Annotated in this window: 20 protein-coding genes and 1 pseudogene; 18 read left to right on the plus strand and 3 right to left on the minus strand. The window is 59.3% G+C overall.

Going from position 1 to position 22,827, the window contains the following annotated elements:
* Nucleotides 1-7: 7 nt before the first annotated feature.
* Nucleotides 8-568: a DoxX family protein gene (locus tag ACZ432_RS00410; protein ID WP_103992912.1), complete on the minus strand. Its 561-nt coding sequence runs from the start codon at nucleotides 566-568 to the stop codon at nucleotides 8-10.
* Between the two features lie 114 nt (nucleotides 569-682).
* On the opposite strand from ACZ432_RS00410, the gene ACZ432_RS00415 reads away from it, so the two are divergent.
* The 5 genes from ACZ432_RS00415 to ACZ432_RS00435 all read left to right on the plus strand — a co-directional run bounded on the left by ACZ432_RS00415 (nucleotide 683) and on the right by ACZ432_RS00435 (nucleotide 4,603).
* Nucleotides 683-1,033 (plus strand): ArsR/SmtB family transcription factor, encoded by a 351-nt coding sequence (locus ACZ432_RS00415; RefSeq protein ID WP_066419127.1) that lies wholly within the window; start codon nucleotides 683-685, stop codon nucleotides 1,031-1,033.
* Nucleotides 1,034-1,036: 3 nt separating this feature from the next.
* Nucleotides 1,037-1,312: a DUF7521 family protein gene (locus ACZ432_RS00420; protein ID WP_004515576.1), complete on the plus strand. Its 276-nt coding sequence runs from the start codon at nucleotides 1,037-1,039 to the stop codon at nucleotides 1,310-1,312.
* A gap of 137 nt (nucleotides 1,313-1,449) precedes the next feature.
* Nucleotides 1,450-1,845: a hypothetical protein gene (locus ACZ432_RS00425; protein ID WP_004594583.1), complete on the plus strand. Its 396-nt coding sequence runs from the start codon at nucleotides 1,450-1,452 to the stop codon at nucleotides 1,843-1,845.
* A 146-nt stretch (nucleotides 1,846-1,991) separates the two neighbouring features.
* Nucleotides 1,992-2,189: a heavy-metal-associated domain-containing protein gene (locus ACZ432_RS00430; protein WP_004594582.1), complete on the plus strand. Its 198-nt coding sequence runs from the start codon at nucleotides 1,992-1,994 to the stop codon at nucleotides 2,187-2,189.
* Nucleotides 2,190-2,320: 131 nt separating this feature from the next.
* Nucleotides 2,321-4,603, plus strand: a complete 2,283-nt coding sequence (locus tag ACZ432_RS00435) for a copper-translocating P-type ATPase (RefSeq protein ID WP_103992913.1) — start codon at nucleotides 2,321-2,323, stop codon at nucleotides 4,601-4,603.
* A gap of 321 nt (nucleotides 4,604-4,924) precedes the next feature.
* On the opposite strand, the gene ACZ432_RS00440 is transcribed toward ACZ432_RS00435, so the two are convergent.
* Nucleotides 4,925-5,812 carry a DUF8172 family protein gene (locus tag ACZ432_RS00440; RefSeq protein ID WP_426963388.1) on the minus strand — a complete coding sequence of 296 codons (888 nt, stop codon included), beginning with the start codon at nucleotides 5,810-5,812 and terminating at the stop codon, nucleotides 4,925-4,927.
* Nucleotides 5,813-5,865: 53 nt separating this feature from the next.
* Entirely contained in the window at nucleotides 5,866-6,162 is a 297-nt protein-coding gene (locus ACZ432_RS00445; RefSeq protein WP_058984782.1) for a helix-turn-helix transcriptional regulator, read from the minus strand.
* Between the two features lie 134 nt (nucleotides 6,163-6,296).
* Between ACZ432_RS00445 and ACZ432_RS00450 the strand changes: the two genes are divergently transcribed.
* From ACZ432_RS00450 to ACZ432_RS00510, 13 genes and pseudogenes are all read left to right on the plus strand, one after another.
* Entirely contained in the window at nucleotides 6,297-6,464 is a 168-nt protein-coding gene (locus ACZ432_RS00450; protein WP_004048632.1) for a DNA-binding protein, read from the plus strand.
* A gap of 207 nt (nucleotides 6,465-6,671) precedes the next feature.
* Nucleotides 6,672-7,880, plus strand: a pseudogene (locus tag ACZ432_RS00455) (RNA-guided endonuclease InsQ/TnpB family protein); the annotation flags it as partial.
* A 198-nt stretch (nucleotides 7,881-8,078) separates the two neighbouring features.
* Nucleotides 8,079-8,525 (plus strand): exodeoxyribonuclease VII large subunit, encoded by a 447-nt coding sequence (locus ACZ432_RS00460; RefSeq protein ID WP_426963393.1) that lies wholly within the window; start codon nucleotides 8,079-8,081, stop codon nucleotides 8,523-8,525.
* Between the two features lie 350 nt (nucleotides 8,526-8,875).
* Nucleotides 8,876-9,154, plus strand: coding sequence for a hypothetical protein (locus ACZ432_RS00465; protein ID WP_426963394.1), 279 nt, complete (start codon nucleotides 8,876-8,878; stop codon nucleotides 9,152-9,154).
* Between the two features lie 6 nt (nucleotides 9,155-9,160).
* Nucleotides 9,161-9,580: a hypothetical protein gene (locus ACZ432_RS00470; RefSeq protein WP_426963395.1), complete on the plus strand. Its 420-nt coding sequence runs from the start codon at nucleotides 9,161-9,163 to the stop codon at nucleotides 9,578-9,580.
* A gap of 26 nt (nucleotides 9,581-9,606) precedes the next feature.
* Nucleotides 9,607-11,319 (plus strand): hypothetical protein, encoded by a 1,713-nt coding sequence (locus ACZ432_RS00475; RefSeq protein WP_426963396.1) that lies wholly within the window; start codon nucleotides 9,607-9,609, stop codon nucleotides 11,317-11,319.
* Nucleotides 11,320-11,324: 5 nt separating this feature from the next.
* Entirely contained in the window at nucleotides 11,325-12,158 is an 834-nt protein-coding gene (locus ACZ432_RS00480; protein ID WP_426963397.1) for a hypothetical protein, read from the plus strand.
* 2 nt (nucleotides 12,159-12,160) lie between these two features.
* On the plus strand, nucleotides 12,161-13,279 hold the full coding sequence (locus ACZ432_RS00485; protein ID WP_426963398.1) for a hypothetical protein: 1,119 nt from the start codon (nucleotides 12,161-12,163) through the stop codon (nucleotides 13,277-13,279).
* Entirely contained in the window at nucleotides 13,227-14,348 is a 1,122-nt protein-coding gene (locus ACZ432_RS00490) for a hypothetical protein (RefSeq protein WP_426963488.1), read from the plus strand. Before ACZ432_RS00485 ends, ACZ432_RS00490 begins: the two co-directional genes overlap by 53 nt.
* On the plus strand, nucleotides 14,341-16,563 hold the full coding sequence (locus tag ACZ432_RS00495; RefSeq protein WP_426963399.1) for a VirB4 family type IV secretion system protein: 2,223 nt from the start codon (nucleotides 14,341-14,343) through the stop codon (nucleotides 16,561-16,563). The genes ACZ432_RS00490 and ACZ432_RS00495 overlap by 8 nt, the downstream gene beginning before the upstream one ends.
* A complete protein-coding gene (locus tag ACZ432_RS00500; RefSeq protein WP_426963400.1) occupies nucleotides 16,556-20,380 on the plus strand; it encodes an ATP-binding protein in 3,825 nt (1,274 codons plus the stop codon). The genes ACZ432_RS00495 and ACZ432_RS00500 overlap by 8 nt, the downstream gene beginning before the upstream one ends.
* On the plus strand, nucleotides 20,377-21,261 hold the full coding sequence (locus ACZ432_RS00505) for a bifunctional DNA primase/polymerase (protein WP_426963401.1): 885 nt from the start codon (nucleotides 20,377-20,379) through the stop codon (nucleotides 21,259-21,261). The genes ACZ432_RS00500 and ACZ432_RS00505 overlap by 4 nt, the downstream gene beginning before the upstream one ends.
* On the plus strand, nucleotides 21,258-22,784 hold the full coding sequence (locus ACZ432_RS00510) for a primase-associated protein (RefSeq protein WP_426963402.1): 1,527 nt from the start codon (nucleotides 21,258-21,260) through the stop codon (nucleotides 22,782-22,784). Before ACZ432_RS00505 ends, ACZ432_RS00510 begins: the two co-directional genes overlap by 4 nt.
* Nucleotides 22,785-22,827 lie beyond the last annotated feature (43 nt).

A 22,827-nucleotide genomic window follows, 5' to 3' on the forward strand; every position in this document is an offset into this window, starting at 1 on the left:
GGCGTGGTTAGCCGAGGATGTATTCGAGGGCGGGGTAGCGCTCGACGAGCGTCTCGCCGCCGACGTCGTAGTTCTCGATGTACTGGTCGAGGCCCAGGATGCGGCCCGCGGCGAACGCGGCGACCGCGAGGAACACGAGCATGTACGCGAAGTCCCCGTTGATGAAGCCGTGAGCCATGTCCCAGTTGCCGAAGTAGAACATCGCCATCATGAGCGCGCCGAAGAACGCCGCGAGGCGGACGAACGCGCCGACGAGCAGGCCGAGGCCGATGAACAGCTCGCCCCACGGCACGGCGACGTTCGCGAACTCAACGAACCACGGCGTCGAGCCCATCCACGCGAACATCCCTGCGAGCGGGTTGCCGTTCGTCGCGGCGACGTTCGACAGGTAGCCGCCGGCGGCGAACTCGCCGGTGATCTTCGTGAACCCGGAGTACGCGAACGCGTAGCCCATCATGAGCCGGAGCGCGAGCACGAACCACGCGCTGAGGCTGTGGACTTTCCCGCCGACGGTCAGGCCGCCGACTCTGCTCTCGAGCTGGTTCATGCCGGAGTCGAGTGTGGACATAATTATTGCACCTTCAACTATCAGTAGGTGGGTAGAGACGATATAATAGCGAGCCGGCGTTCTGAGTCAGAAAACCGGCGGGCTATATTACCCTCCTGTAGCGAGTACGGACGTGTGACTGAGGAGGCCGACCCGTCGGACATCTTCGCCACGCTCGACGACGAGTATGCCCGCGACATCCTCGTGGCGACGAAGACCGACCGACTCTCCGCGAAGGAGCTCAGCGAGGAATGCGATATGTCACGCCCGACCGTCTCGCGGCGTGTCACCCGCCTCGTCGAGCAGGGCCTCCTCGAGGAGTACACGCACGTCGACCCCGGCGGACGGCACTACAGCGAGTACGAGGCGCGACTCGAGCGTGTCGAAGTACTCCTCCAAGCAGAGGGCTTCGACGTGCAGATCGATGTTCGGCCGGACCCCGCCGACCGGATTACGTCCATCTTCGAGGAAATGCGGGGAGACTGACTCATGGAACACACGTTATTCGTCATCGGCAAGCTGTTCACGACCGCCCTGGCGCTGGTGATCGCCTACCAGGCCTATCGCGGATACCAACGGCATCACACGCAGTTACTCCTGTACGTCGCCGCCGGCTTCGCATTGGTCGGGCTTGGCGGCCTCCTTGAAGGCGTCCTCTTCGAACTCCTCCAGGTGTCGATCTTCGAAGCAGGATTCGTCGCAGCACTCGTCACCGCAGCCGGGATGCTGTCTATCCTCTACGCCCTGTATGCCCCGAATCCATAAGGATTCAGGACGCCCATTCGACAAGCGGCCTCTGCGCGTCGTGCCCGGTTCGAAGCCGCTACTGTTCGGACTCCCCTCGTTCTCGATAGTGTAGCGTCGCAGTGGGAGTTATATCCATATCGGTCGTACCATATCGTATGATTCGAACACTCGTCGGTGTCCTCGGCGCTATCTCAGCGCTGTTCCCGGACGAAATCGTCGAGCTCTTCGAGAAACTCGCGATTTCGAATCCAGACGAGGGAACAGTGAGAGGGTGGATACGTCCAGCAGTCCGGTCGGAGGGTGTTCTGATAGCTGCGCTTTCACTCTTTAACGGGCGAGCATACGCGTTGCTGATGAATCTTACCGGCGTGTTCGGCGCGATAGTCCTCTTATTTCCCGACCTGTATCAGAGATTTGCCACCGCGTTCCTGTACGAGCGTCCAGAGTCGATAGAATGGAACGAGCGATTCCGCTTGGGCATTCGGGCTATCGGCGCACTCTATGTCTTTTTAGCGGCGAAGACGTACAGGGAGCGTCACAACGATACTTGAGCCTTCTCGCTATTGACACCTGGCGCATCCGATGTCTAGTTCGTTACGGCCGCAGGTATCGCTTTGAATCTAAAGTTTGAGCCCCACGATATCAGTATGATCGAAGGGGAAATCCGCTAAAGAGAGGAGGCCGTGTGTATCCCTGTATGACGACGACGATCATCGTGGAAGGCATGACGTGCGGTCACTGTGAGCAGACGGTCGAAGAGGCCCTCGAAGAGGTATCCGGCGTGACTGACGTGACCGTCGACAGGGAGAGCGAACAGGCGAGCGTCGATGGTGAGGCAAATGTCACAGCTCTCGTGGAGGCCGTCGAAGACGCCGGGTACACCGCTTACGCCTGAGAATCGCGCGGACCACTCCGAGACAACGGCCAACCGTTGTCTTTGAAGCTTCGCTACGCTGGTCCTGCTGTACAGTTCAGTGGGGAAGATTCAGGGGGCCAGCGGATCCACCTCTACAGAGAATATGGGCTATGGACGACCACAAAGATACAAATGAGAATCTCCCTGGAGGGGAACACCAGCAGGACGACAGCAGTCACCAGCACGAACACGGCGAGCAGGATGAATCGGACGCCGAGTCGGACGAGCAGCGGGTAGAACAGGACCTACTGGAAGAAGAGGCACACCCTGCTGCGGAGAGTGAGACAGTGCTCGACGAGCAGCACGAGCACGCTGGACACGAGGGCGAAGGACACGACCACGGTTCCCATGAGGGCCACGGTGAGGGGCATGGCGGGATGCACAAGGGCCACGAGCAGATGTTCCGCCGGCGCTTCTTCGTCTCGACGCTCCTGTCGATCCCAGTCCTGCTATACAGCGAAATGCTGCAGGAGTGGCTCGGGTTCTCCGTCCCCGCGTTCCCGGGCAGCGAGTGGATCAACCCCGTCTTCGCGGTCATCGTCTTCGCGTACGGTGGGATGCCGTTCCTCCAGATGGCGGTACCGGAGCTGAAAGATCGGTCGCCGGGGATGATGACGCTCATCTCGATGGCGATCACCGTCGCGTTCGTCTACAGCCTCGCGAGCGTGGTCTTCCCGACGCAGTCGGCGTTCTTCTGGGAGCTCGTCACGCTGATCGACATCATGCTGCTGGGCCACTGGATCGAGATGCGGTCGGTCCGGCGGGCCTCCAGCGCGCTCGACGAACTGGCGAAACTGATGCCAGACACCGCCGAGCGTATCACCGACGACGGGGAGACCGAAGAAGTTCCCGTCAGTGAGCTCTCGGAAGGCGATCTCGTGCTCGTCCGGCCGGGCGCGAGTGTCCCTGCTGACGGCACCGTCGAGGAGGGTGACTCCGACGTCAACGAGTCGATGATCACCGGCGAGTCCAAGCCCGTCTCGAAAGAGCCTGGCGACGAGGTCATCGGCGGCACCATCAACGGCGACGGGAGTCTCCGTGTTCGCGTCGGTGCGACGGGCGAGGAGACAACACTCGCGGGCATCATGCGCCTCGTCGAGGAAGCTCAACAGAGCAAGTCCAAGACGCAAGTGTTGGCCGACCGGGCGGCCGGCTGGCTGTTCTACGTCGCGCTCGGGGCGGCAGTCGTGACCGCGATTGCGTGGACGGTCGCAGTCTCGTTCGACGCGACGGTCATCGAGCGAGTCGTGACGGTGCTCGTCATCGCCTGCCCACACGCCCTCGGGCTCGCCATCCCGCTGGTCGTCGCGATCAACACCTCACTTGCAGCGCGCAACGGGATGCTCGTCCGCGACCGAATTGCGATGGAGGACGCGCGGAACTTGGATGCCATCATCTTCGACAAGACAGGGACGCTTACTGAGGGTGAACACGGCGTCGTGGATATGGCGACCGTCGACGGCGTTGACGAGGACGACGCGCTCGGGCTGGCGGCAGCCGTCGAGAGTGACTCCGAACACATGATCGCCCGAGCGATCCGTGAGGCCGCCGACGAGCGAGATGTAACTACTCCTGACGCGACAGCCTTCGAGGCGATTAAAGGCAAGGGTGTCCGGGCGAATGTCGACGGAAACGAGGTGTACGTCGGTGGCCCGAACCTGTTGGCCCAACTCGATAGCGAAATTCCCGACCATCTCCAGCACTTCGCTGACGAGGCCGGTCAGAACGCCCAGACTGTGGTGTATCTCGTTCGTGACGGAGAGCTGATCGCCGCCTTCGCGATGGCCGACGTGATCCGCGAGGAGAGTTATCGAGTCGTCGACGCCCTCCACGATCTGGGCATCGAGGTGGCGATGCTGACTGGGGACTCCCAGGACGTCGCCAACGCTGTCGCCGACGAACTGGGCATCGACACGGTGTTCGCGGAGGTCCTACCCCAAGACAAGGACGAGAAAGTCCAGGAACTCCAGGACCAGGGCAAACTCGTGGGGATGGTCGGCGACGGCGTCAACGACGCGCCGGCGCTGACGCGAGCCGACGTCGGCATTGCGATCGGGAGTGGCACCGACGTCGCGGTCCAGTCGGCCGACGTTATTCTCGTGCAGAACAACCCGATGGACGTCGTTCGGCTGGTGAAGCTCAGTAAGGCGAGCTACCGGAAGATGCAGGAGAACATCGTCTGGGCCGCCGGCTACAACGTCTTCGCGATTCCGCTCGCAGCAGGCGTGTTGGCACCGATTGGGATTCTGCTGTCCCCCGCTGTGGGTGCACTTCTGATGTCGTTGAGTACAGTAATCGTCGCGATCAACGCTCAGCTGCTCCGCCGCGTGGACCTGTCCATCCCCGAGCTTCCAAGCGGGACACCAGCGACTGACGCACAACCTGCAGACTGAAACGCTCCCGATCGCTTCGGAGCTTCTTTCAATTGAGTTCGGTTAATGGACAGCAAATGGCGACACTGCGTGATTTCGGTGGGTATCGCTATGCGGTCACCGATTCCACAGTTATCCCGAGGGGTGCGAAGTTTGGTATACACAGACGCTTCCTCTGATGGGCGACATTGTTGCGCCAGCACTAGGTTTATACCGTTAGACGGACTTCATTCCGATATGAGCCTCGAAGAGACGGTTGACTACCTCGCCGAGGAACTCGACCTCGAGCGAAGTGAACACGTCCGTGAGGTTGGTCAGTCGGTCGCCGAGCTTCGCGACTGATCAAAACATTTCTCTGAAGTCTCGTTCGACCAGTCCGTTCTCCAGATACGTGATGAACTCTTGTTTCGTTGGTCCTTGACGGTCAAGTAGATCGTCCCGTCCTGCTCGTTCGAGAACTGCCTGCGCGAAGTCCGTACAGTGGGATTCGTGCTGCCCAGCATACTCTGTGAGGGCTTCTCGCCAGTGCATATCCAGCTCGAACTCGGCTAACCGGATTTGGATCCCATCTTTCCGTTCGACGAGGTCGACGTCCAGCTCTTCGAGTTGCTTGAAACGGAGGTTGTTCCGGCGGACCGTGATGAGACGCTTAGAATCAACAATATAGGGATTGACCCACTCTCGCCAGGTATCGTCGTCGACGTGTGTTCGTGGCATCGCAAAATCCGAGTCCACACTCTCAATACAGAACTGCAGCATAGCGATGCCAGTTCGATGATTCGCATTCGGGAGGGAATGTCGGAGAATCAAATTCGACATCACCTCTCCAGCGACGGTCGGAAGTGGGGCTCCCCAGGACACGTGATCGAGTGCCTGCTGGATTTTTTGCGGTTCGAACTCCTTGTAGAGCCGAAACTCATCCTCCTCTCGAACATCGACAGCTGCTTCGAGCAATTCCACTAATCGGAATGCGACAACTTGCCCAGCACGAGGAAGGTCACGAATACGGTCGCTCAACCATTCCTGATCGAAGTCGATGTCATGGGCTGATTCGATCTCTGAATCGCCTTCGTAGAGGACATAGACCGGTGTTTCGAAGGGGTACCCGATGAGTTTTGTCGACTCGTCGGATTGCTCTCGCTGAGACTGGATTTCTGCCACCGATGCCGAGCTATATTTGAGTGAGAAATTCTCGGCCTGTGGGTGGTGATAGAAGACGAGCCGAGCCATCTTACTGTGTATTCGTGGGAAGTGGGTAAAGCAGTCCCGCTTTTATAATGATTCTACGACGTAGCGGGTACGTTCACGTCTTCTAAATACTGACTTTCCCACTCACGTCGCGCCTCGATCTCCCGCAATCCGCGTTGCGTGACCGTGTACACATTAGTCCGCTTGTCAAGTTCACCTTTCTCGAGCAGTCCTTTGTTGACGAGGTCGTCGAGATTCGGATAGAGGCGGCCGTGGTTGATCTCCTGTTCGTAGTAGTCGTCGAGTTCATCTTTGATTGCGAGCCCGTGTGGTTCCTCGAGCCCGGCGGTTACGTACAAGATATCCCGCTGGAACCCAGTTAGATCGTGCATCTGCCTGTTCCCTATTTTTGAGGGGTGGCATATGTTCTCTCTGGTACTCAGAGACGAATTCGGCGTGACTGGCCAGGAAGACTACGTGAGAACTTCGAACCTTTATATGGTGGACAGGAGAAATCCGCGATGGAATGTCTGACCTAATCGTCAAAGCAGCCGTGAAGGATGCACTTTCGGACCACAACGTCTCGGCAGATTTCTACGACGCCCTCAACGAAGAGGTCGCCGAACTGCTCGACGACGCCGCAGAGCGTGCTGAGGCCAACGACCGGAAGACGGTCCAGCCCCGCGACCTGTAGGCCTGCGTAACGCAGCCAACCCCGGCACTCGAACGTAGCTTTTTGAGGTTCCTGTTCAGCATAATTCGAGGTGGAGCCTCCGATCTCAAGGAACGAGTGTAGCGAACGAGTAGGTCGGAGAGGAAACCGACAAAGGACGACGCAACCGCACGACGGTAGCTACCCGGCTCCCAATATTATAAGAACCGCCGAGTGGTAATCTGAAATATGGAGGTGCGTCGAACTGCGCCGGTCAAACTCGTTGTTCCCGATGAGCGGCGCGACGACCTCCACGAATCTGCGCGACAGTTCCTCTACTGTGCGAATCGTGCTGCCGAGTTCTGTTGGGACGACGACTCCTACATGAGCTGCATCACTGCGAACTCAACTGCGCGAGACGCACTCTACCCGGAGCTGCGGGAAGAAACTGATCTCACTGCCAACCTCGTTCAAGAGGCCATCCGACGCGCCGTCCAAGCGACGAAAGGGTGCGTCGAACGATGGAAACAGGGCAAGCGTGTGAGCCAACCGGAGTTCACTTCGTGGAGTATGGTCTACGATAAGCGAAGCGCCACATTCTACCGGAACAAAGTCTCGCTTTCAACCGTCAACGGGCGTGTTGAGTGCGACTTTGAACTCCCGGCGGACAGCCCGACGCCCTACGAACAGTACGTTCTCTCAGAGGAGTACGAGTTCCGGGCGAGCACACTGCAATACGACAAGACGACTGACGAGTTCTATTTCCACATCACGACGCGAAAGTACGATGACGACGAGTCCGAGGTTTCGGCAGATACCGGGCACCAAACAGTCCTCGGTATCGACCTCGGCGTCAACAGCCTCGCAGTAGCTTCGACCGGCACGTTCTGGCAGGGCGACGACTACGACTATTGGTGCCGCGAGTTCGAGAAGCGACGTGGCGAGATGCAACGGCGCAGCACGCAGGCCGCACACAACGCCCTGCTTCGCCTTGGAAAGCGAGAAGAAGCCTGGCGGAAGCAGTACATTCACACGGTTGCCAATGAGATCGTTTCGGAAGCAGTCGAACACGACTGCGACGTGATCGTGTTCGAGGATTTAACCGACATCCGTGAGCGTCTCCCGCAGGCTAAATGGCACCATGTTTGGGCGTTCCGACGCCTGTACGAGTACGTCTCCTACAAGGCACCAGAACAAGTCGTCTCCGTGGAACAAGTCAAACCGAACCACACGTCCCAACGCTGTTCTCGGACGGATTGTGGGTTCACGAACGAAGCGAATCGCCACGGAGAACACTTCGAGTGCCAGAAATGCGGTTACGAGGTGAACGCGGACTACAATGCAGCGAAGAATATCGGGCTACGCTATGCCCGAAAGCGGAAACACAGACTCTGTTCCTCGCCCACGTCGGGGGGCGGAGACGCACCAGTAGACGTGCGTATAAATGGTGGGACGTTGAAGTTCCTCGCCCACGTCGGGGGGCGGAGACGCACCAGTAGACGTGCGTATAAATGGTGGGACGTTGAACGGCGAGAGTCACCAGCCTGTTGCTGGGGACTGATTGCCGGGAGTCCACATCAAAGCCCTACCCTCAAGGACCGAGGCGCAGAGCGCCGAGGGAGTAGGGTAGGGCAGTTTACAAGTTAGGAAACGGAGATGGCGGACGCACCGGATACCGAACGGCAGGCGGTCGAACCCGATGCGAGAGAGGTCCTTAGCGTGTCCCAGCTGAACGACCGGATCGCGTCGGTCGTCCAGGACACGCCTGCCCTCAACGGCGTCCGCTGTATCGGCGAAGTCACCGACCTCCACAAGAACAGCACGGCGCTCTACTTCACGCTCACCGACGGTGAGGCCGAGCTCCCCTGTATGATCTGGGCGAACCGTTACCGGGAGATGGACGCCGACCTCGAGGACGGGACCGAAGTCATCCTCGAGGGCGATATCGACTACTGGGTCGAAGGTGGGAAAATCGACCTCAAACCGTGGGAGGTGATCGTCGTCGGCGACGGCGACCAGGCGGCTACCGTCGAGCGACTGCGAAGCGAACTCGAAGAGCGTGGCTGGTTCGAGGACGAGCAGAAAAGAGTTCCTTGTAAGTGAGATCGAGCTACTGGAGCAACAGCTCGACGCGGACGAGTGCGTCCTCGATGAAGGTACTGCACTCCACGAGGAAGGTGAGGGACTCTTGGCTGAAGTGCGAAATCCTCTACGAGGGAAACGGCGAAGTTGTGGGGATCGAGTAAGCGAGTTGATTCTTAGTCTTAACCAACAGATCCTCACAGAACTCGGTATGTGTTGGTTAATCTTTTTCTACGAGAATAACATGTAATTGAGTTATAATCTATTTAACAAATTTGTAGTTATTATTAGCCAGAAAGTATTTAGGCATCATCCAGCTAACGCGCCAATATGTACCGGGGCTCAGCCGGTGCATACCCATACCCGCATGTATGATCACGAGATCAGTCACCATCGAGGATATCGATGACCTGTACCTGATGTGGAACGACCACATCAACGCCTCCGCCCTCTATCGCCGTGCCCTCCGTGAGGAAATGGAAGTCCGCGGTGTCGACCCCAATGAACTCCGCGACCTCCTCGAACGGGCCCGCGAGCAGGGCTACACGCTCAAAAAGATCGCAGAAGACACTAACCGATTCGACGACCTCCAGTCGCTCGTCGAGGAGCAACAGAACCAGCCAACGGCTGGAGACGCCACTGACGACTAACCCGCTATGGCACAGGACCAGACTCCCTCCGACCCTGAGCGTAGCGTCGAAAATCAGTCACCGCTAATGGGGAAGGTCCCTCGGCAGGCAGCGCTCACCGTCGTCCTCCTGAGCCTGTTCGCTGTCCAGCCGGTCGCCGCCCAGAGTAACGCCGTCTGTAGCGCAGACAACCTCCCGGGCATGATTGAGGGGTTCTTCCAGCTGACCACAGCGCTGGGAATCGTCGGCCTCGCCATCGTCTGGCAGGCTGACTCCCTCATCGAGATGTTCACCCTCAATCCCGAGCAGAAGAAGGGCCTCAAGCGACACAAGCGCTCAGCGATGAAGTCCACGGTCGTCCTCGTGGTTCTTGGCCCACTGTATACGGTTGCTGGGTCGATGATGGGACTTCCGCTGGCACAGTGCGTCGATCTCGTCCCTTGGTAGTCCCACGAAGCTTCCCACATTAGCCCATGCCTCATCGAGAGCTCTCCATCTTCGTGGCCGTGCTGCTCGCGACGAGTTTAGTCACGGGTGTCGTCACGGCCGATCCGCCGCGACCGGGGACGGAGGAGAACGGGCTTTCAGAGAACGAATCGGCAACGCTGTGGTCGCGTGATGCGGACAACTACATGACGCAACAGGAGTACCGCCAACGGTACGGAGAAAATCGCTCCGCGATCCATGAACTCGCGAACGGCACGGACATCACGTTCAAGCGTCCACCGGCGACCGCCGCGACGTGGACGCGTAACGACTTCGACGATCTCGCGGCCGGCGATGCTGATACGTCCGTTCACCCCTCTCACGCGGACCTCGAGGACAGCGTCTTTATCGAGGACGCCCATGCGACAGTCTTTGCTGTCCATCCTTCTACGCGAGGGCATCTCGAAGCTGGCGAAACGCCGTTGTACATCGCTCCGAACGGAACGATGCGCGGCTTCGTCGACTATCGAGTGCGCGTCCCGAACGAGACTTCGTCCAGCAACACCACGGTTGAGTGGTCGCTTACGGAGCACGAGATCGATGAAGTTCGGCTGAAGAAGGGTGAAGAGGTCATCGCCGAGAGTGATGGGTCGCACACGCCAGCACTCGACTACCAGCTGGAGGATGATGGCAATACAACCCTTACACTGGAAGCGGAGATTAGCGTCCGGCTCAAGAAATCCACGCAGATGGGTGGTCGGACGAACGTCACCTACCAAACGGGGTCGCGCAACGTCTCCGACTCGATCGATGTCGAGATCTACGACCTTTCCGCGTCCTCCTACTATTCCGAGTATCCGAATGGTGACGTCGGTGTCGCGATCTTCCAGGCACGGCCGTGGCAGGGGTACACGCTGACGGCGGACGGTGAATCACGAGTTCGTGGCGTCTGGCGGTTCTATACCGCTCGTAACACCAACTGGGATACGCTCATTCGAACGGACCAGACAGGAAGTGCTACCGTCGAGTCCGATGCAATCCCGGTCTACGTCCACGCGTACCCCTCACGCATAGGCCCACGCGCAGAGCCTGTTCGAGATGGCCCGGAAATCATCGAGACGTGGGGGAGTGACCGCCCATCACCAGTCGAGACGCTCGGTGAGAACATCAACATCGACGTCGTCAACCGATCGTACACGACGACGTACGGCGTCGCCGTTCGAGCCGAAAACGTCGAGCGTGAGAACCTCCATGTTGCGGGGATCGTTCGCGGAGTGAATGCCTCGATCACCGAACCAGATGGTGGCTCCGAGCGGAAGCTCCATGGGAGTAATCTTACCGCGGAAATCATCCAGCAGAATCAGTCACAAGCAACTCTCAGAGTTGAGCTTCGCAACAACCAGTCCGGCGCACCAATCCTTCTCGACGAAAGCCGTCAGTATCCGATCGGTGGACCGTCCAGGGACGGATACATCACCGTTGCAGATCAGCGCATCGAGACCAATACATCAGGTGTCGCTACCGTAACGATCGACGAGCCGGGGATCTACACGGTTCGGTACCATCCCGGCTCGTGGATCGAGCACGACCCCGCCTATGTGAGTGACACTGCGACGGTTCGGTGGCATCCACTCAGGACGATTGAGGGCTGGTTTGCGCTGGTGTTTGAAGTTGGCTGGCAGCTCCTGCCGTTCTTCGTGATGTTCTACGCTGGGAAGCAACTCCTGCAGATGCTCAGTCCGGAGGACATCATTCGGTAAAACTCATGACCCGAGACAAATTCCCACTTAGCAGACGGACCGCCCTCCGAACAATCACCGGTACCGCTCTCGTGAGCGTGGCCGGATGTTTGAGTACAGATGGCGATCCCTCGCCTGAGAATACTTCAGCCTCTCCAAGTGGCAAGGATATCATTCACAGAATCGCTGTAGAGGGCACTACCCTCGTGATTGAATATTCATCAGAGGTGGGGTTGGATCGGATTAACCTTATCCAACCGAATGGTGAGTTATTCGCTCAACAAGAGACTGCTGCTGGCTCACAACAGTTATCTTTTGAGCTTGGTACTGCTTATGAGCCCGGTGAGTATACTGTCACGGCACTTAGCGGTGGAGAAACACTAGCTGAGAGCTCCAAACTGATTCGACCTGAACTCCATATTCGGGATGTGGGCCTTTATCGAAACAACCCAAACAAGCCTTGGGATGAGATCTACGGCGATACTGAGACAGATCGTCTGAAGAATGGAGAAGCCTATGTAACGGTCGAAAATACCGGGAGTGGACCGGATGCTATTGTAGAGCTGAGCTTTTCTGGAGATATTCCGAATCCTGTTGAAGACCCTCGCGGCAGTGGAATGTACGAAACTGAGAGGGTGATCCTTCCTCCCGGAGAAGAGACAGATCTGTTCAGTAATTCATTTCCATTCGGTTCTCAATCTGAGAGCGGTATGGGATGTTCTACCGACAGCAATAGTGGTGAATTCACTGTCACAATCCGAACCCAAGTCGGTGGAAACGAGATTTTGAACATCTTCGATGTTCAGTATTCCGGGTCTATGGATATGAGTGATTGTGAAGTTACAATCTCTGAGGACTAACCATGGTCGATCTCATCGATGTCGTACTCGAAGGTGCGAAAAAAGTCGTTGATTGGCTAACTAATGTGTTCTTGGACGGCCTTCGATCGGGATATCAAATGATAACAGAGGGGATGTTTGGGACCCCTGCCCCTCAGACTGATAGCGCGTTCATATTCGGGGAACCGAGTAACGCACCGTGGCTGGCGATCCATGAGGGTCTCATTGGTGGCGAGATTATGCTCATCTCTCTTTTGCTCCTCGTGATGGGAGTTCAAGGTCGCCACGCGATCCGTATATTCAATGTTGGAACTTCCTACGAGGCACGGAAGACCAAGAAAACCGCTTGGATCGGAGCATTTCTGATAGTCATATGGTACTGGATCGGAGCTCTCGCCCTCTACCTTGTTGACGGGTTTACAATCGCTCTGATGCCAGAATTGTCTTCACTCTCGTCTGCAATGTTACAATTTATTACGGAGTCAGTTTCCAACCCTGTCCTTGGTCTACTCTTTGCTTTCATCGGAGGAACCTCGATGTGGGCACTTGAAGCACTATTTTACCTTCGACGAGTGCTTCTCTATGTCTACCTGTATGGAATGCCCCTTGCGTTTGCCGTTGCGTATGGCAATGTCCCCGTCCTTTCTGACATTTCGATGGGGTTTAGCAAGCGTTTCGTTCCATTAGCTCTCTTACCTTTACCTGCTGCGGTAGTCCTCAAGGGATATGACTTACTCTACTCTGGAGGTTCCCTTACGCCAGAAACGACGTTCCTCAAATACCTTGTAGCCTGCTCTCTCCCACTCGTTGCGCTCTATGTCTCGTGGAAAACGTTCCAATACGCGACCCCGCTGACAGCAAAAGTACTCTCCAGCGCTACCCGCGGCGTTGCTCTCATTGGAGGTGTCGCTGCAGGGGCCTACTTCGGCGGAGCCAGCGTCGCAACGACTGCCGCCAGGTGGGGACCGAAAGCCGCTGCAGGCCATGCTGCTGCGCAAAAAGTCGCAGGGCCAGAGACGGGTGAAGACAACCCCGACCGCGAACCATCGTACCGGCGTACTGAGAACAATCCTAGTGGCTACCACAATCATGCCAGCAGATCAAGACGCAGCCGCACGACGAATGATGGAAGAGCTCGGTGAAGAGAGCCGTGTCCCCTACCTCAACATCGAGGAGGGGGATATGGGCGTCCTCATCGCGTTCCCGATTATCGGCCTCTTCGTTGCCGGGCTCACCGGCATCGACTCGCTCGCTCTGCCGTTTGTCGCGGGAGGCTTCGGGCTCGGGATCGCGGTCGTCTACGTCTCGCCGGACCACCTCAGCGCGTGGACGTGGACGAAAGACGTCTATCGATACGTCAAGCGACCGCGGGTTACGTTCAGCGCCCCGGAAGAGGCTGACAGTAGTACCAACGAGACAGCGCGGAATGAGGGTGGGCTCGCGAACTACACGCCGTTCAAACCGGACGAGCGAACGCAGGACCTCACCAACATCGAGCGTGCCTGGCCAGGGGCTGGCGCGATCCAGCGTGATGATGGAACGATGGAAGCGTTCATCGAGATCGATCCCGGGAACATGGACTTCGCAATGTCCGATGACTGGGCTCAACTGCAGGAAGCCGGCGAGGAGTTCGCGAACAAGGAACTGGACTCAAAGCTCAAGCTCCACGCAACAACCCGTTCATTTCCGGTGGAGCAGATCACCGAGAACATCGAAGATCGGCTGAACGATGAGGACGTTACGGAGAACCCGATTTTCCGGGAGCTCCTCGAGGAGTATCGGGAGACGCGACCGAAGGAGATGCGCAAACGGGGTATCCAGCAGGTGCGGTACTACATCGGCGTCGAGGTCACCCCGCTGGAAGTCTACGACCGGTTCCGTGACGAGGGGACGCCGGCCGAGAAGTTGACGCAGTTCCCCGTCATCGGGTTCCTGTTCAACCCGTTCGTGACCCGCCGCGAGAACCTCACTGATGTCGAGCGCCGCGCACAGATGTTCGAGAAGCTGGACAGCCGGGTCAACGACGTGCGGTCGGAGTTCATCCAGCAGGCCTCGGGCTGGTCCGCGCGCCGGATCAGCACGGTCGAACTCTTCGTGTTGAATATGGACTTCTGGAACGGCCGCGAAAACGACTACGACAACGCGGAGCGCGTCGTTCGCGAACAACCGATCGTCGGCCATTCGCGCCGGGAGGAGGCTCACGATGCGTAACCTCGTCCTTCAGACGGGCAGCGGAGCTATCGGCCAGCTCACGGAGTGGCTCACGAATCCGACCTCAGCAGAGGGGGCGACCCTCTACATTCTGCTCGCAGTACTGGTCGGGAGCGGCGGGAAGCTCCTCTGGGACTGGTACAGTGACGAGGAGGAGGAGGTCGAGTTTTCGGATCTCCTCGATGAGGAGACCATCGAACAAGGCGCGGCCGAACGCCAACTCCTCGACGACATCGTGGAGTCGCACAAAACGGTCACGGCACCGTCCGCCATTGAGTGGGAGACACGAGCTGCACGGGTTGGTGAACAGTGGACGACGACGCTGTACATCGCTGATTACCCGGACTACCCCAGTGATGGCTACCTCAGCGACCTCTTCGAGATGACGGACGTGCAGTTCGACCTGACGACCCACATCACGCCGAAGAACCAAGAACGGGCGCGGAACGAGCTACAGGACATCGCGGACGACCTGCAAGTCGACGCCGACCTCGAACAGAGCGCCCGGAGTGCCTACCTGCAGGAACGCGCCAACGAGGCCGCAGCGACGTACAAGGCCGTCGAGAACGGCGCGAACGTCTTCGACCAAGGGATGTTCATCACGGTCAGAGCCGACGAGAAGGACGACCTCCGGGACGCGGTCCAGACGGTCAAGAGTGCGCTCCGTGATGACCCCGCGAACCTCACGCCGAAGACGGCGATCTGTCGGCAGGATCTCGCGCTCCAGTCCGCCGCGCCAATCGGTGACAACGAGTTCGGGCGGACGTCGATCGCGCTCGGCGGCGCCGTCGGCGCGTTGCTCTCCTCGCCGCACAACGCGACGATCCTCGAGGAGGGCGGCGTCGAGTTCGGGATTCACAAGGACAACCAGAGCCCAGTGGTCATCGACCCGTTCGCCCGGGACAACGGCTACGCGATGTTCACCGTCGGCGACACCGGCTCGGGGAAGTCGTTCAGTTCGAAGCAGAACTTCATCCGGTCGATTGAGCAGAGCAAGGACCGTATCGGCATCATCCTTGAGCCGTTGAACAATTGGGCCGGCGTCGCCGAAGCACTCGACGCTAAACGCATCACGGTCGGCGGGACGCTCGGGCTGAATCCCTTGGAGATTCGGGAGACGCCCGAGCACGTCCAGCGGGCGATGGGCGAAGACGCCAGCCCGTTCAACGAGAAACTCGACGACGCGATGAGCTTCCTCTCGAACTTCTTCGCGCTGCGGGGCATCTCGCTGGGTGACCGCCGAACGACGCTCGAACTCGGGCTCAAGCGAGCGTACAAGGGCAACGGCATCACTGACGACATCTCGACGCACGACAACCCGAGCCCGACGATTCAGGATATGATGGACGTCTTCGAGGAGATGGTCAACGACCCCGAGGAGTTTGTCGTCCGGTCCGACGAGGAGGCGGGGAAGATCAAAGAGGACGCGACGTGGCTCCTCGACCAGCTCCGACCCTTCGAGGCGGACGGTCGCCACGCCAACCTCGGCCAAGAGTCCGGCTTCGACATCCGGGACGAGAAGGTCATCTACCTCGACCTCGCCCAGCAAGAGGGCAGCGTCGACAGTAGTACGGCGCTAACGATGCAGCTGCTCATCTCGCTCGTGTACGAGCGGGCGAAAGTCTCGGACAAGGAGGTCGTGTTCTACATCGACGAGGCACGGTACATCATGCAGGATGCCGCAAGCCTGGCGTTCCTCGAGACAGTGACCCGCCACCACCGGCATCACGACCTCTCGATCCGGCTGGTAACCCAGACCGTCGACGAGTTCTTCGAGCACGCCGAATCCGAGGCGATTCTGGATCAGTGTGCGGTCAAGCAGTTCCACCGCCTCGACGGGATGGACGAAGAGTGGGCCGACGAGTTCGGCTTGAACTACGCACAGATGCGGTTCGTTCAGGACGCCGTGCCCGGCAACGAGGACGCCGGCTTTTCGGAGGCACTCGTCGGCGTCGACGGCGAGTGGCGTGGGATCAAGGTCGAGGCGATGCCCAAAGAGAAGCAAGTTCTCGACTTCGACCCGACCGCACAGGTCCGATCCTCGCTTCCCGGCGCCGGCGACGAGAACGTGGATACCGAAATGGCGGAGTTCAGAGAGAAACTCGAGCAGCAGGAAACAGCCAAAACGAATGGAACGAACGAAACGAATGAAGAACCAGAAGTCGTCTCGACCGAACGAGGCGGCGGTTCTACGGAGGAACCCACCGATGGCTGACTACCTGCGCGTCACCCCGACATCCGAGCAACTCGATCCGGAGAGTATCCCCCGGGTTCTCGACAGCCTTCACAAACTGACTACGCCCGGCTCGTCAGATCTCAAGGCGAAGCTGAACCCGCTCCACAGTAAGACGCCACCGCGATTCGAGTTCTTGGCTTTGAGCGAAGGCCCGGATGAGCCGGTGGAGTTCTTCTACGGCGCCGATGCTCATCTCGACACACTCGAGAAACGCCTCCGTTCTATCTACCCGGCTACGTTCGACATCGAGCGCGTCGATATCGATATCGCCGATCGCCTCATTCAGCCGGTCGAGTTGACGCCGGAGCAGTTTGTCAGCCACTACGAGGATGGGCAACTCCAGTACGAGTTTGGGACAGACGAGCGGTACAAGATCACCGAGACGGAAGGAGAGCAAGGAGAAGTAACAGCTGCCGGGTCGGCGACCGGCGGTGGTGTCGCCGCGGATTCCGTCCCCGACCACCACGTAGTCGTCGGTGAGACCGCTCTCGAACTGGCCCCGCCAGCAGCGCTCGCTACGGACGACTCATCGAACGACATCGCGAAGCCAACGATGGACCCCAGCGGGACGATTCGGGCGCGGCCAGCACCCGACGCCGTCTCTCCGCTTGGTGTCCGATGGTGTGGCGCCGCGTCGCGAAAGCAGGACTGGATGACCTCGCTCACGCCGTTCACAACGGAGGACACGAATGACGACCTCTCGTCCGTCGACCAACCGGGCGCGGCCCTGGCGTCGCTGATCGACCACCTGATGGAGGCGACAGCGCCGACTGCGTTCCAGGTCGTCTTCCAGCGGCGTGCCAGGTGGCAGTCCGACGCGGAGGTACGGAAAGAGGATCTCGTTGACGGCCGCGACACGTTCTTCCAGGAGCTCGTCGGGCCGTTACTCGAAGTCGAGGATCAGCGGAGCGATCAGGACGACCGGCAGCTCAGCGAGTCCGTCGAGAAGCGGATCGAGTATATCGACGCGAAGAACGCCAAACGGTCGTTCACGGCCAACATTCGAGCCGTCGGCGTCCCCACTGACGGCACTCGCGACGATCTCGATGCCCGGATGGACTCACTCCTCCCCGTGTTCGACCCGCTTGATGGACCGTTCTACGAGGTTGAGGGGAAACGCCTCCGAGACACCGGTTTCCGGGAGAAAACGAAGGAGAGGAAGGCACGGGCCGCCCTTCAGCGCTTCCTCGACCGCGAGCTCACGACAGGACGGGGGAAAACCCGTCCCGAGCTGATCCTCGGTGGGGCGGAGCTCGCGAACTTCGTCCTCGTTCCCTCCTCCGAACAGTTGACCGTCGAAGGGACGCGTGGAACCAGAGCCGAACAGCAGAGCCGGAACCCGCTCCCGTGGCCAAATCCGGACCTGATTCAGCAGTTTCAGGAAGGGATGGCCATTGGGTATGCCCTCGACGAGAACGGTGAGCCGCGACCCGACCCGATCCGAATCCCGCCGGACCTGTTGCCGACGCATTACGGGCGATTCGCGTCGACAGGCGGCGGGAAGTCGAAGGCCATCATCAACGACGCCCTCTCGCTCCGTGAGACAACGGGTGGCCCCGTCGTCCTCGTCGACCCGAAGGGGGACGGGATGTGTGAGAACTACCTGCGCTGCCACTACGAGCGGTTCGAAGGCTTGGACGACGTCTACCACTTCCGCGTCCCGGAGACCATCCCTGCGTTCTCCTTCTTCGACATCCGCCCCGCGCTCGCGGCCGGCCGCAACCGGGCGGACGCGATTCAGGACAAGGTTGACCATTTCCACGACATCCTGCGAATGATCATGGGCCGCGAGCAGTACGGACAGGCGTTCGTCGCAAACGAGATCCTTAGCTACCTGATCAAGGCGCTGTTCGACGAGGAGTACGGGAGCGACGTGTTCGGGCTGGACGACCTCTTCGCTGCCGCCCTCCAGATGCAGCGCGACCAGACGATCCCTCCAGTCTCAGCGGATAACCAGAACATCGAGGAATCGCTAACACGCCACTTCGCAAAGGATAACCACCAGTTTCAGGTGTCGATGGACGCGGTCGGGAACCGCCTCGACAAGCTCAGGGAGGACGCGCATCTGCGACGGATCTTTAGCCACGTCCCCGAGCAGAATGACGCCGGCGAGTACGTCGACAATCGGTTCGACTTCCGAGACTTCCTCGATGAAGATGCCACCATCATCGTCGACTTGGGCGACCTCCGCCCGGAAGCACAGCGCGCGATCACTCTGCTACTGTTGAGTAACCTCTGGGACGCCGTACAGGTGCGCCGGCGCGACGGGCAGACAGACTACGAGCAGCTCACAAACCTCATCATCGAGGAGGCGGCCCCGGTCGCGTCGACGAAGCTCGTCTCCGAGCAGCTTCTGCCGCAGGGTCGGTCGTTCGGCCTGAGTATGGGGCTCGTGATGCAGTTCCCCGGACAGGTTCGAAACCGAAACGAGCGGGCCTATGACGAGGTGCTGAACAACATCAGGACGAAGCTCATCGGCAATATCTCGATCGAGCGCGACCTCGCGGAGTCGCTCGCGCACGAGGACCTCAGCCCGACCGAACTCCGCAACCGAATCAACACGCTCCCAAGTGGCGAGTGGATCGCCCAACTCCCGAGTCCGTCGTTCGGGGAGACTGGGCCGCCGCCGTTTTCGCTGAAGCCGCTGCCGATTGCGCCGGGGCATCCAGAAAGCGACCAGCCGCTCACAGAGCCTCAGGAAGACCATTTTGAGTCCGTGTCGCGACCGCGAATGGTAAAGCGAACACAGGTAGAGTATGGGCTCTCAGAACCAACTCCTGATGCCGAATCGGACGCAGATACGTGGGGAAGCTCGGCAGCTGAGACAGCGGCTCGACCACAGGATGACGACTCCCAAACGAATCCCACGCAATCCTCGTTTATCGCGGAAGTCACCTCTGAGACTGAGGCCCCCGCCTCGACATCCACCAAGTCAACTGACGAGGGTGGGGTTGCAGGACGATCTGAGGAGACATGCGTATCCATCGGCAGGCCGGACGAAGGTAGCGATGCTACCCCAGATGAAGGGGCCGAGGAACCGGAGATCACAGCGACGCCCATCCGCGAAAGCAAAGTCGCCGTTCCGGATGACGAACTCCACAAACGAGGTCTCTCCCGTGATGATGTCCATTTCCTAAGTCGGGTTCTCGATGTGATGAACAGAGAGGATACCGAGTACACCCTTCTCGACTCAATGCGTCCACTGCGGGATGAGTTCGAGGAGCTCAATCTCCAACGCCTTATCGATCAGAATCTCGTCGAAGATGCCTCGGCCTGTAGTCGCAAATACTACACCGTTCTTCCAGCAGGACGCGAACTCCTCGGCGAAAAGCTGCAGATAGGCCCCGGATTGGGGGATGTTGGAGAGAAAACACCTCACAAGGTTGGTGTTCGACTGCTCGAGCTGTGGCTTCAACAGCAGGACGAGGTCGCCCGCATCGAGCCATACTACGAACACAATGGCGACACCGTGTTCGATGTCGCAGGGTTCGACGAAAACGATGAGCTCGTCTGGGTCGGGGAAGCCGAACTCCCGAGTAACAACATCCACGCACCCAGTGACGATTACGATAAGCTGTGTTCAGTAGACGCAGACGCGATTTGGGCATTCAACAACCGCGAAACGGCCGTCGAAGTTCTGGATAGGCTAGCCGACGCGGACCGGATCGAAGAGAGTGTCAGCGGACGAGACGCACGTTCCTTCTCGACGATTCGAGACGCTATAGCGGACTTCGATGCCGCGGGGATGACCACTGTTCGGGGATTCAAGAATCTCGATCAGGAGGTCAATCAATGACGTGGCGACAGGCTACTCGCGAGGAGATCGTTGCCTACTACGCCGAAGAGTTCCCGGGCTACATCGATGATATCCCCGAGTTCATCACGGCGACCGGCCCGAAACAGTACGCCGTCGCCTTCCGAGATTCCCACCCCGTTCGTAAAGACGACATTCCTGACAAGGACTTCATCCGTCGGGATACGTGGCAGACAGATGCGTCGGGAGAACGAACAACACCCGAATTCGACGACTTCGAGGACGTTGTAGAATTCATACGGCATCCGGCTCGCAACGATCCCCTCAGCCGGAGCACGTTCGCGCTTGCAGACCCGGAAGTACTGAAGCAACCGGGACCGTGCCCCGACGCTGTCTACTATGCGCTGGACCACTGGAAACGCCCGTGGGTCCTCCTCGTCGACATCGACGCGAAAGATATCGCCCGAGACCGAGCGGACGAGATGGTCTTAGCGGATGTCGACGATCGGGACGACGATGTGCTCCTCGACGACGCGGAAATCCTCGACGCCGCTCCCAAAGGATATCCGTACGCTTTCGAAGACCTCGACCGCGCCATCGAGTACGGGTTCGAAGTCCGCGACATCTTAGAGGACGAGTTCAACGCCGAGGAGACGATGGTCGTGTACACCGGGCAGGGTGTCCACGTCTACCTGCTGGATACCGACCCGGCGCACCGATACGACGAGCAGAGTCGCGAGGTGTTGAACGACCTCCTCCTCGAGACGTACGACATCCCGATCGACCCCGTCGTGACGGCCGACCGCCGGCGTGTCGCCCGGCTACCCTACTCACTCCACGCTGATGTCTGCAGCATCGTCCAACCGATCGAGAGCCCGGCGTTCGACGTTCTGTCGGCGACGCCGAAGGTGATCGACGAATGAGTCCGAGCACGCCCACCGACGACGAGGACATGGCGTATCGAGTTGCGGCACTCCCGCTGGAGTACAGTGAGACCCGCATCAACCAGCTGTTTACGCGTGGGTACAACCGATACGTCGTCGACGGCGAGGACCAGCCCAAGGACCTCGTGAACGACGTCGAGCGGTTCGGGACGGCCGCGTTCAAAGAACAGGTTCGTGCCGACGCCGCCGAGGAGCCGTTCGTCGACGAGCCGGGGATACTCGCCGTGCTCGCGACATTGAGTGCGATCTGTGTGAAAGCACACCCGAAGTTCGAGCACGCGTCGCCCCGGAACATCCAGGTACTCTACGACATCCGAGAGTTGTACGTCAACAATCTCGCCTCTCTCATCCGCGCCCACGGCGATGGGTCACTCCAGCAGGACATCGCCGACGTGCTGTACAGCAAGGAGCCCAGTGAGGATGGCCCACATCCTGGGCGGGTCTGTACGGGCATTACAGAAATACCGGAGTTCGGGGAGGGTCTCTACCTCGAAATTCCGATGGCGGCGGCGTCACGCAAGTGTCTCGTTCGAGCGGAGGACAAGTCATCGACGGGGAGTGACGAGGGGAGAGAGATATTGACGCGAGTGAAAGACAACAAGCTGTACGTCCCGGTCGGTGATTTCGACAGCAAGTATCGCGACTACGCTGGGCGGGCGTTCAAGAACCTCCTGCGAGTTCAGGAGGACGGCCTCTCCGACGACCAGCTAACGTGGCTGACTACGAACGAGTCAGCGATCACGGAGCGGATCAACCGGTTCCTCGAGACCGGCCATCACGAGCGGCTCTGGCGGAACTGGGACCGTGGGGAGCGGACGATCCGCGTCCTTCGGCGGGCCCTGAGTGATGCACCTGACGACGGTGCTCAAACGGGTGAGTTCCACACGGCAAAGGAACTCTATCGGGCGGTCGCCGCGTACGACGCCGATGACGACTGGGCATCCTCTGTGACGGACTGGATCTCGAGTCCGAGCAGTCTCGCGAAGACGCTGGCTGACCACGAGTCCCACTCGGCCGTTACGATCGACCGCGACGGGCGCGTCAATACGTACCGAATTGGGCGGGCCGGGACCGGCGCCGAACAGATCGAGGTGCGGGAGATCGAGGGCCTCTTCGAGCTCCCTTGTATGGCGAATATGGAGGAGCGGCTACACGAGAAGAAGCCCGTCCGGAAGGACCTCTACAACTTCGCGCGGATGGTGATGTGGCTCCCGCAGTATCAGGACAGCAGCCTCGACGAGATCGTCGTGGACCTCAAGGACGTCTTCTCCCGGTGGCCGTGGTACGACGAGCAGGAGACCGAATACCAGGTTCGCTACGAATTCTCGAACACGATCGACGGCGACACGCCGTTGCCAATGAACTGCGACAACGACGATCTGCAGCGCTACTGCATCGGCCAGGACCAGTGTCCCTACTCGATCTGGGGGAGTCTCCCATTCCCGGATGGGATGTACGAGCAGGTTGAGGAGGAATCAGCTGGGCCCACTGAGCAATTCTAAACTTCGGGCTTCTTTCTTTTCAGGACAGAGAGGAGAGCCCTTA

The organism is Haloparvum alkalitolerans (assembly GCF_055381565.1).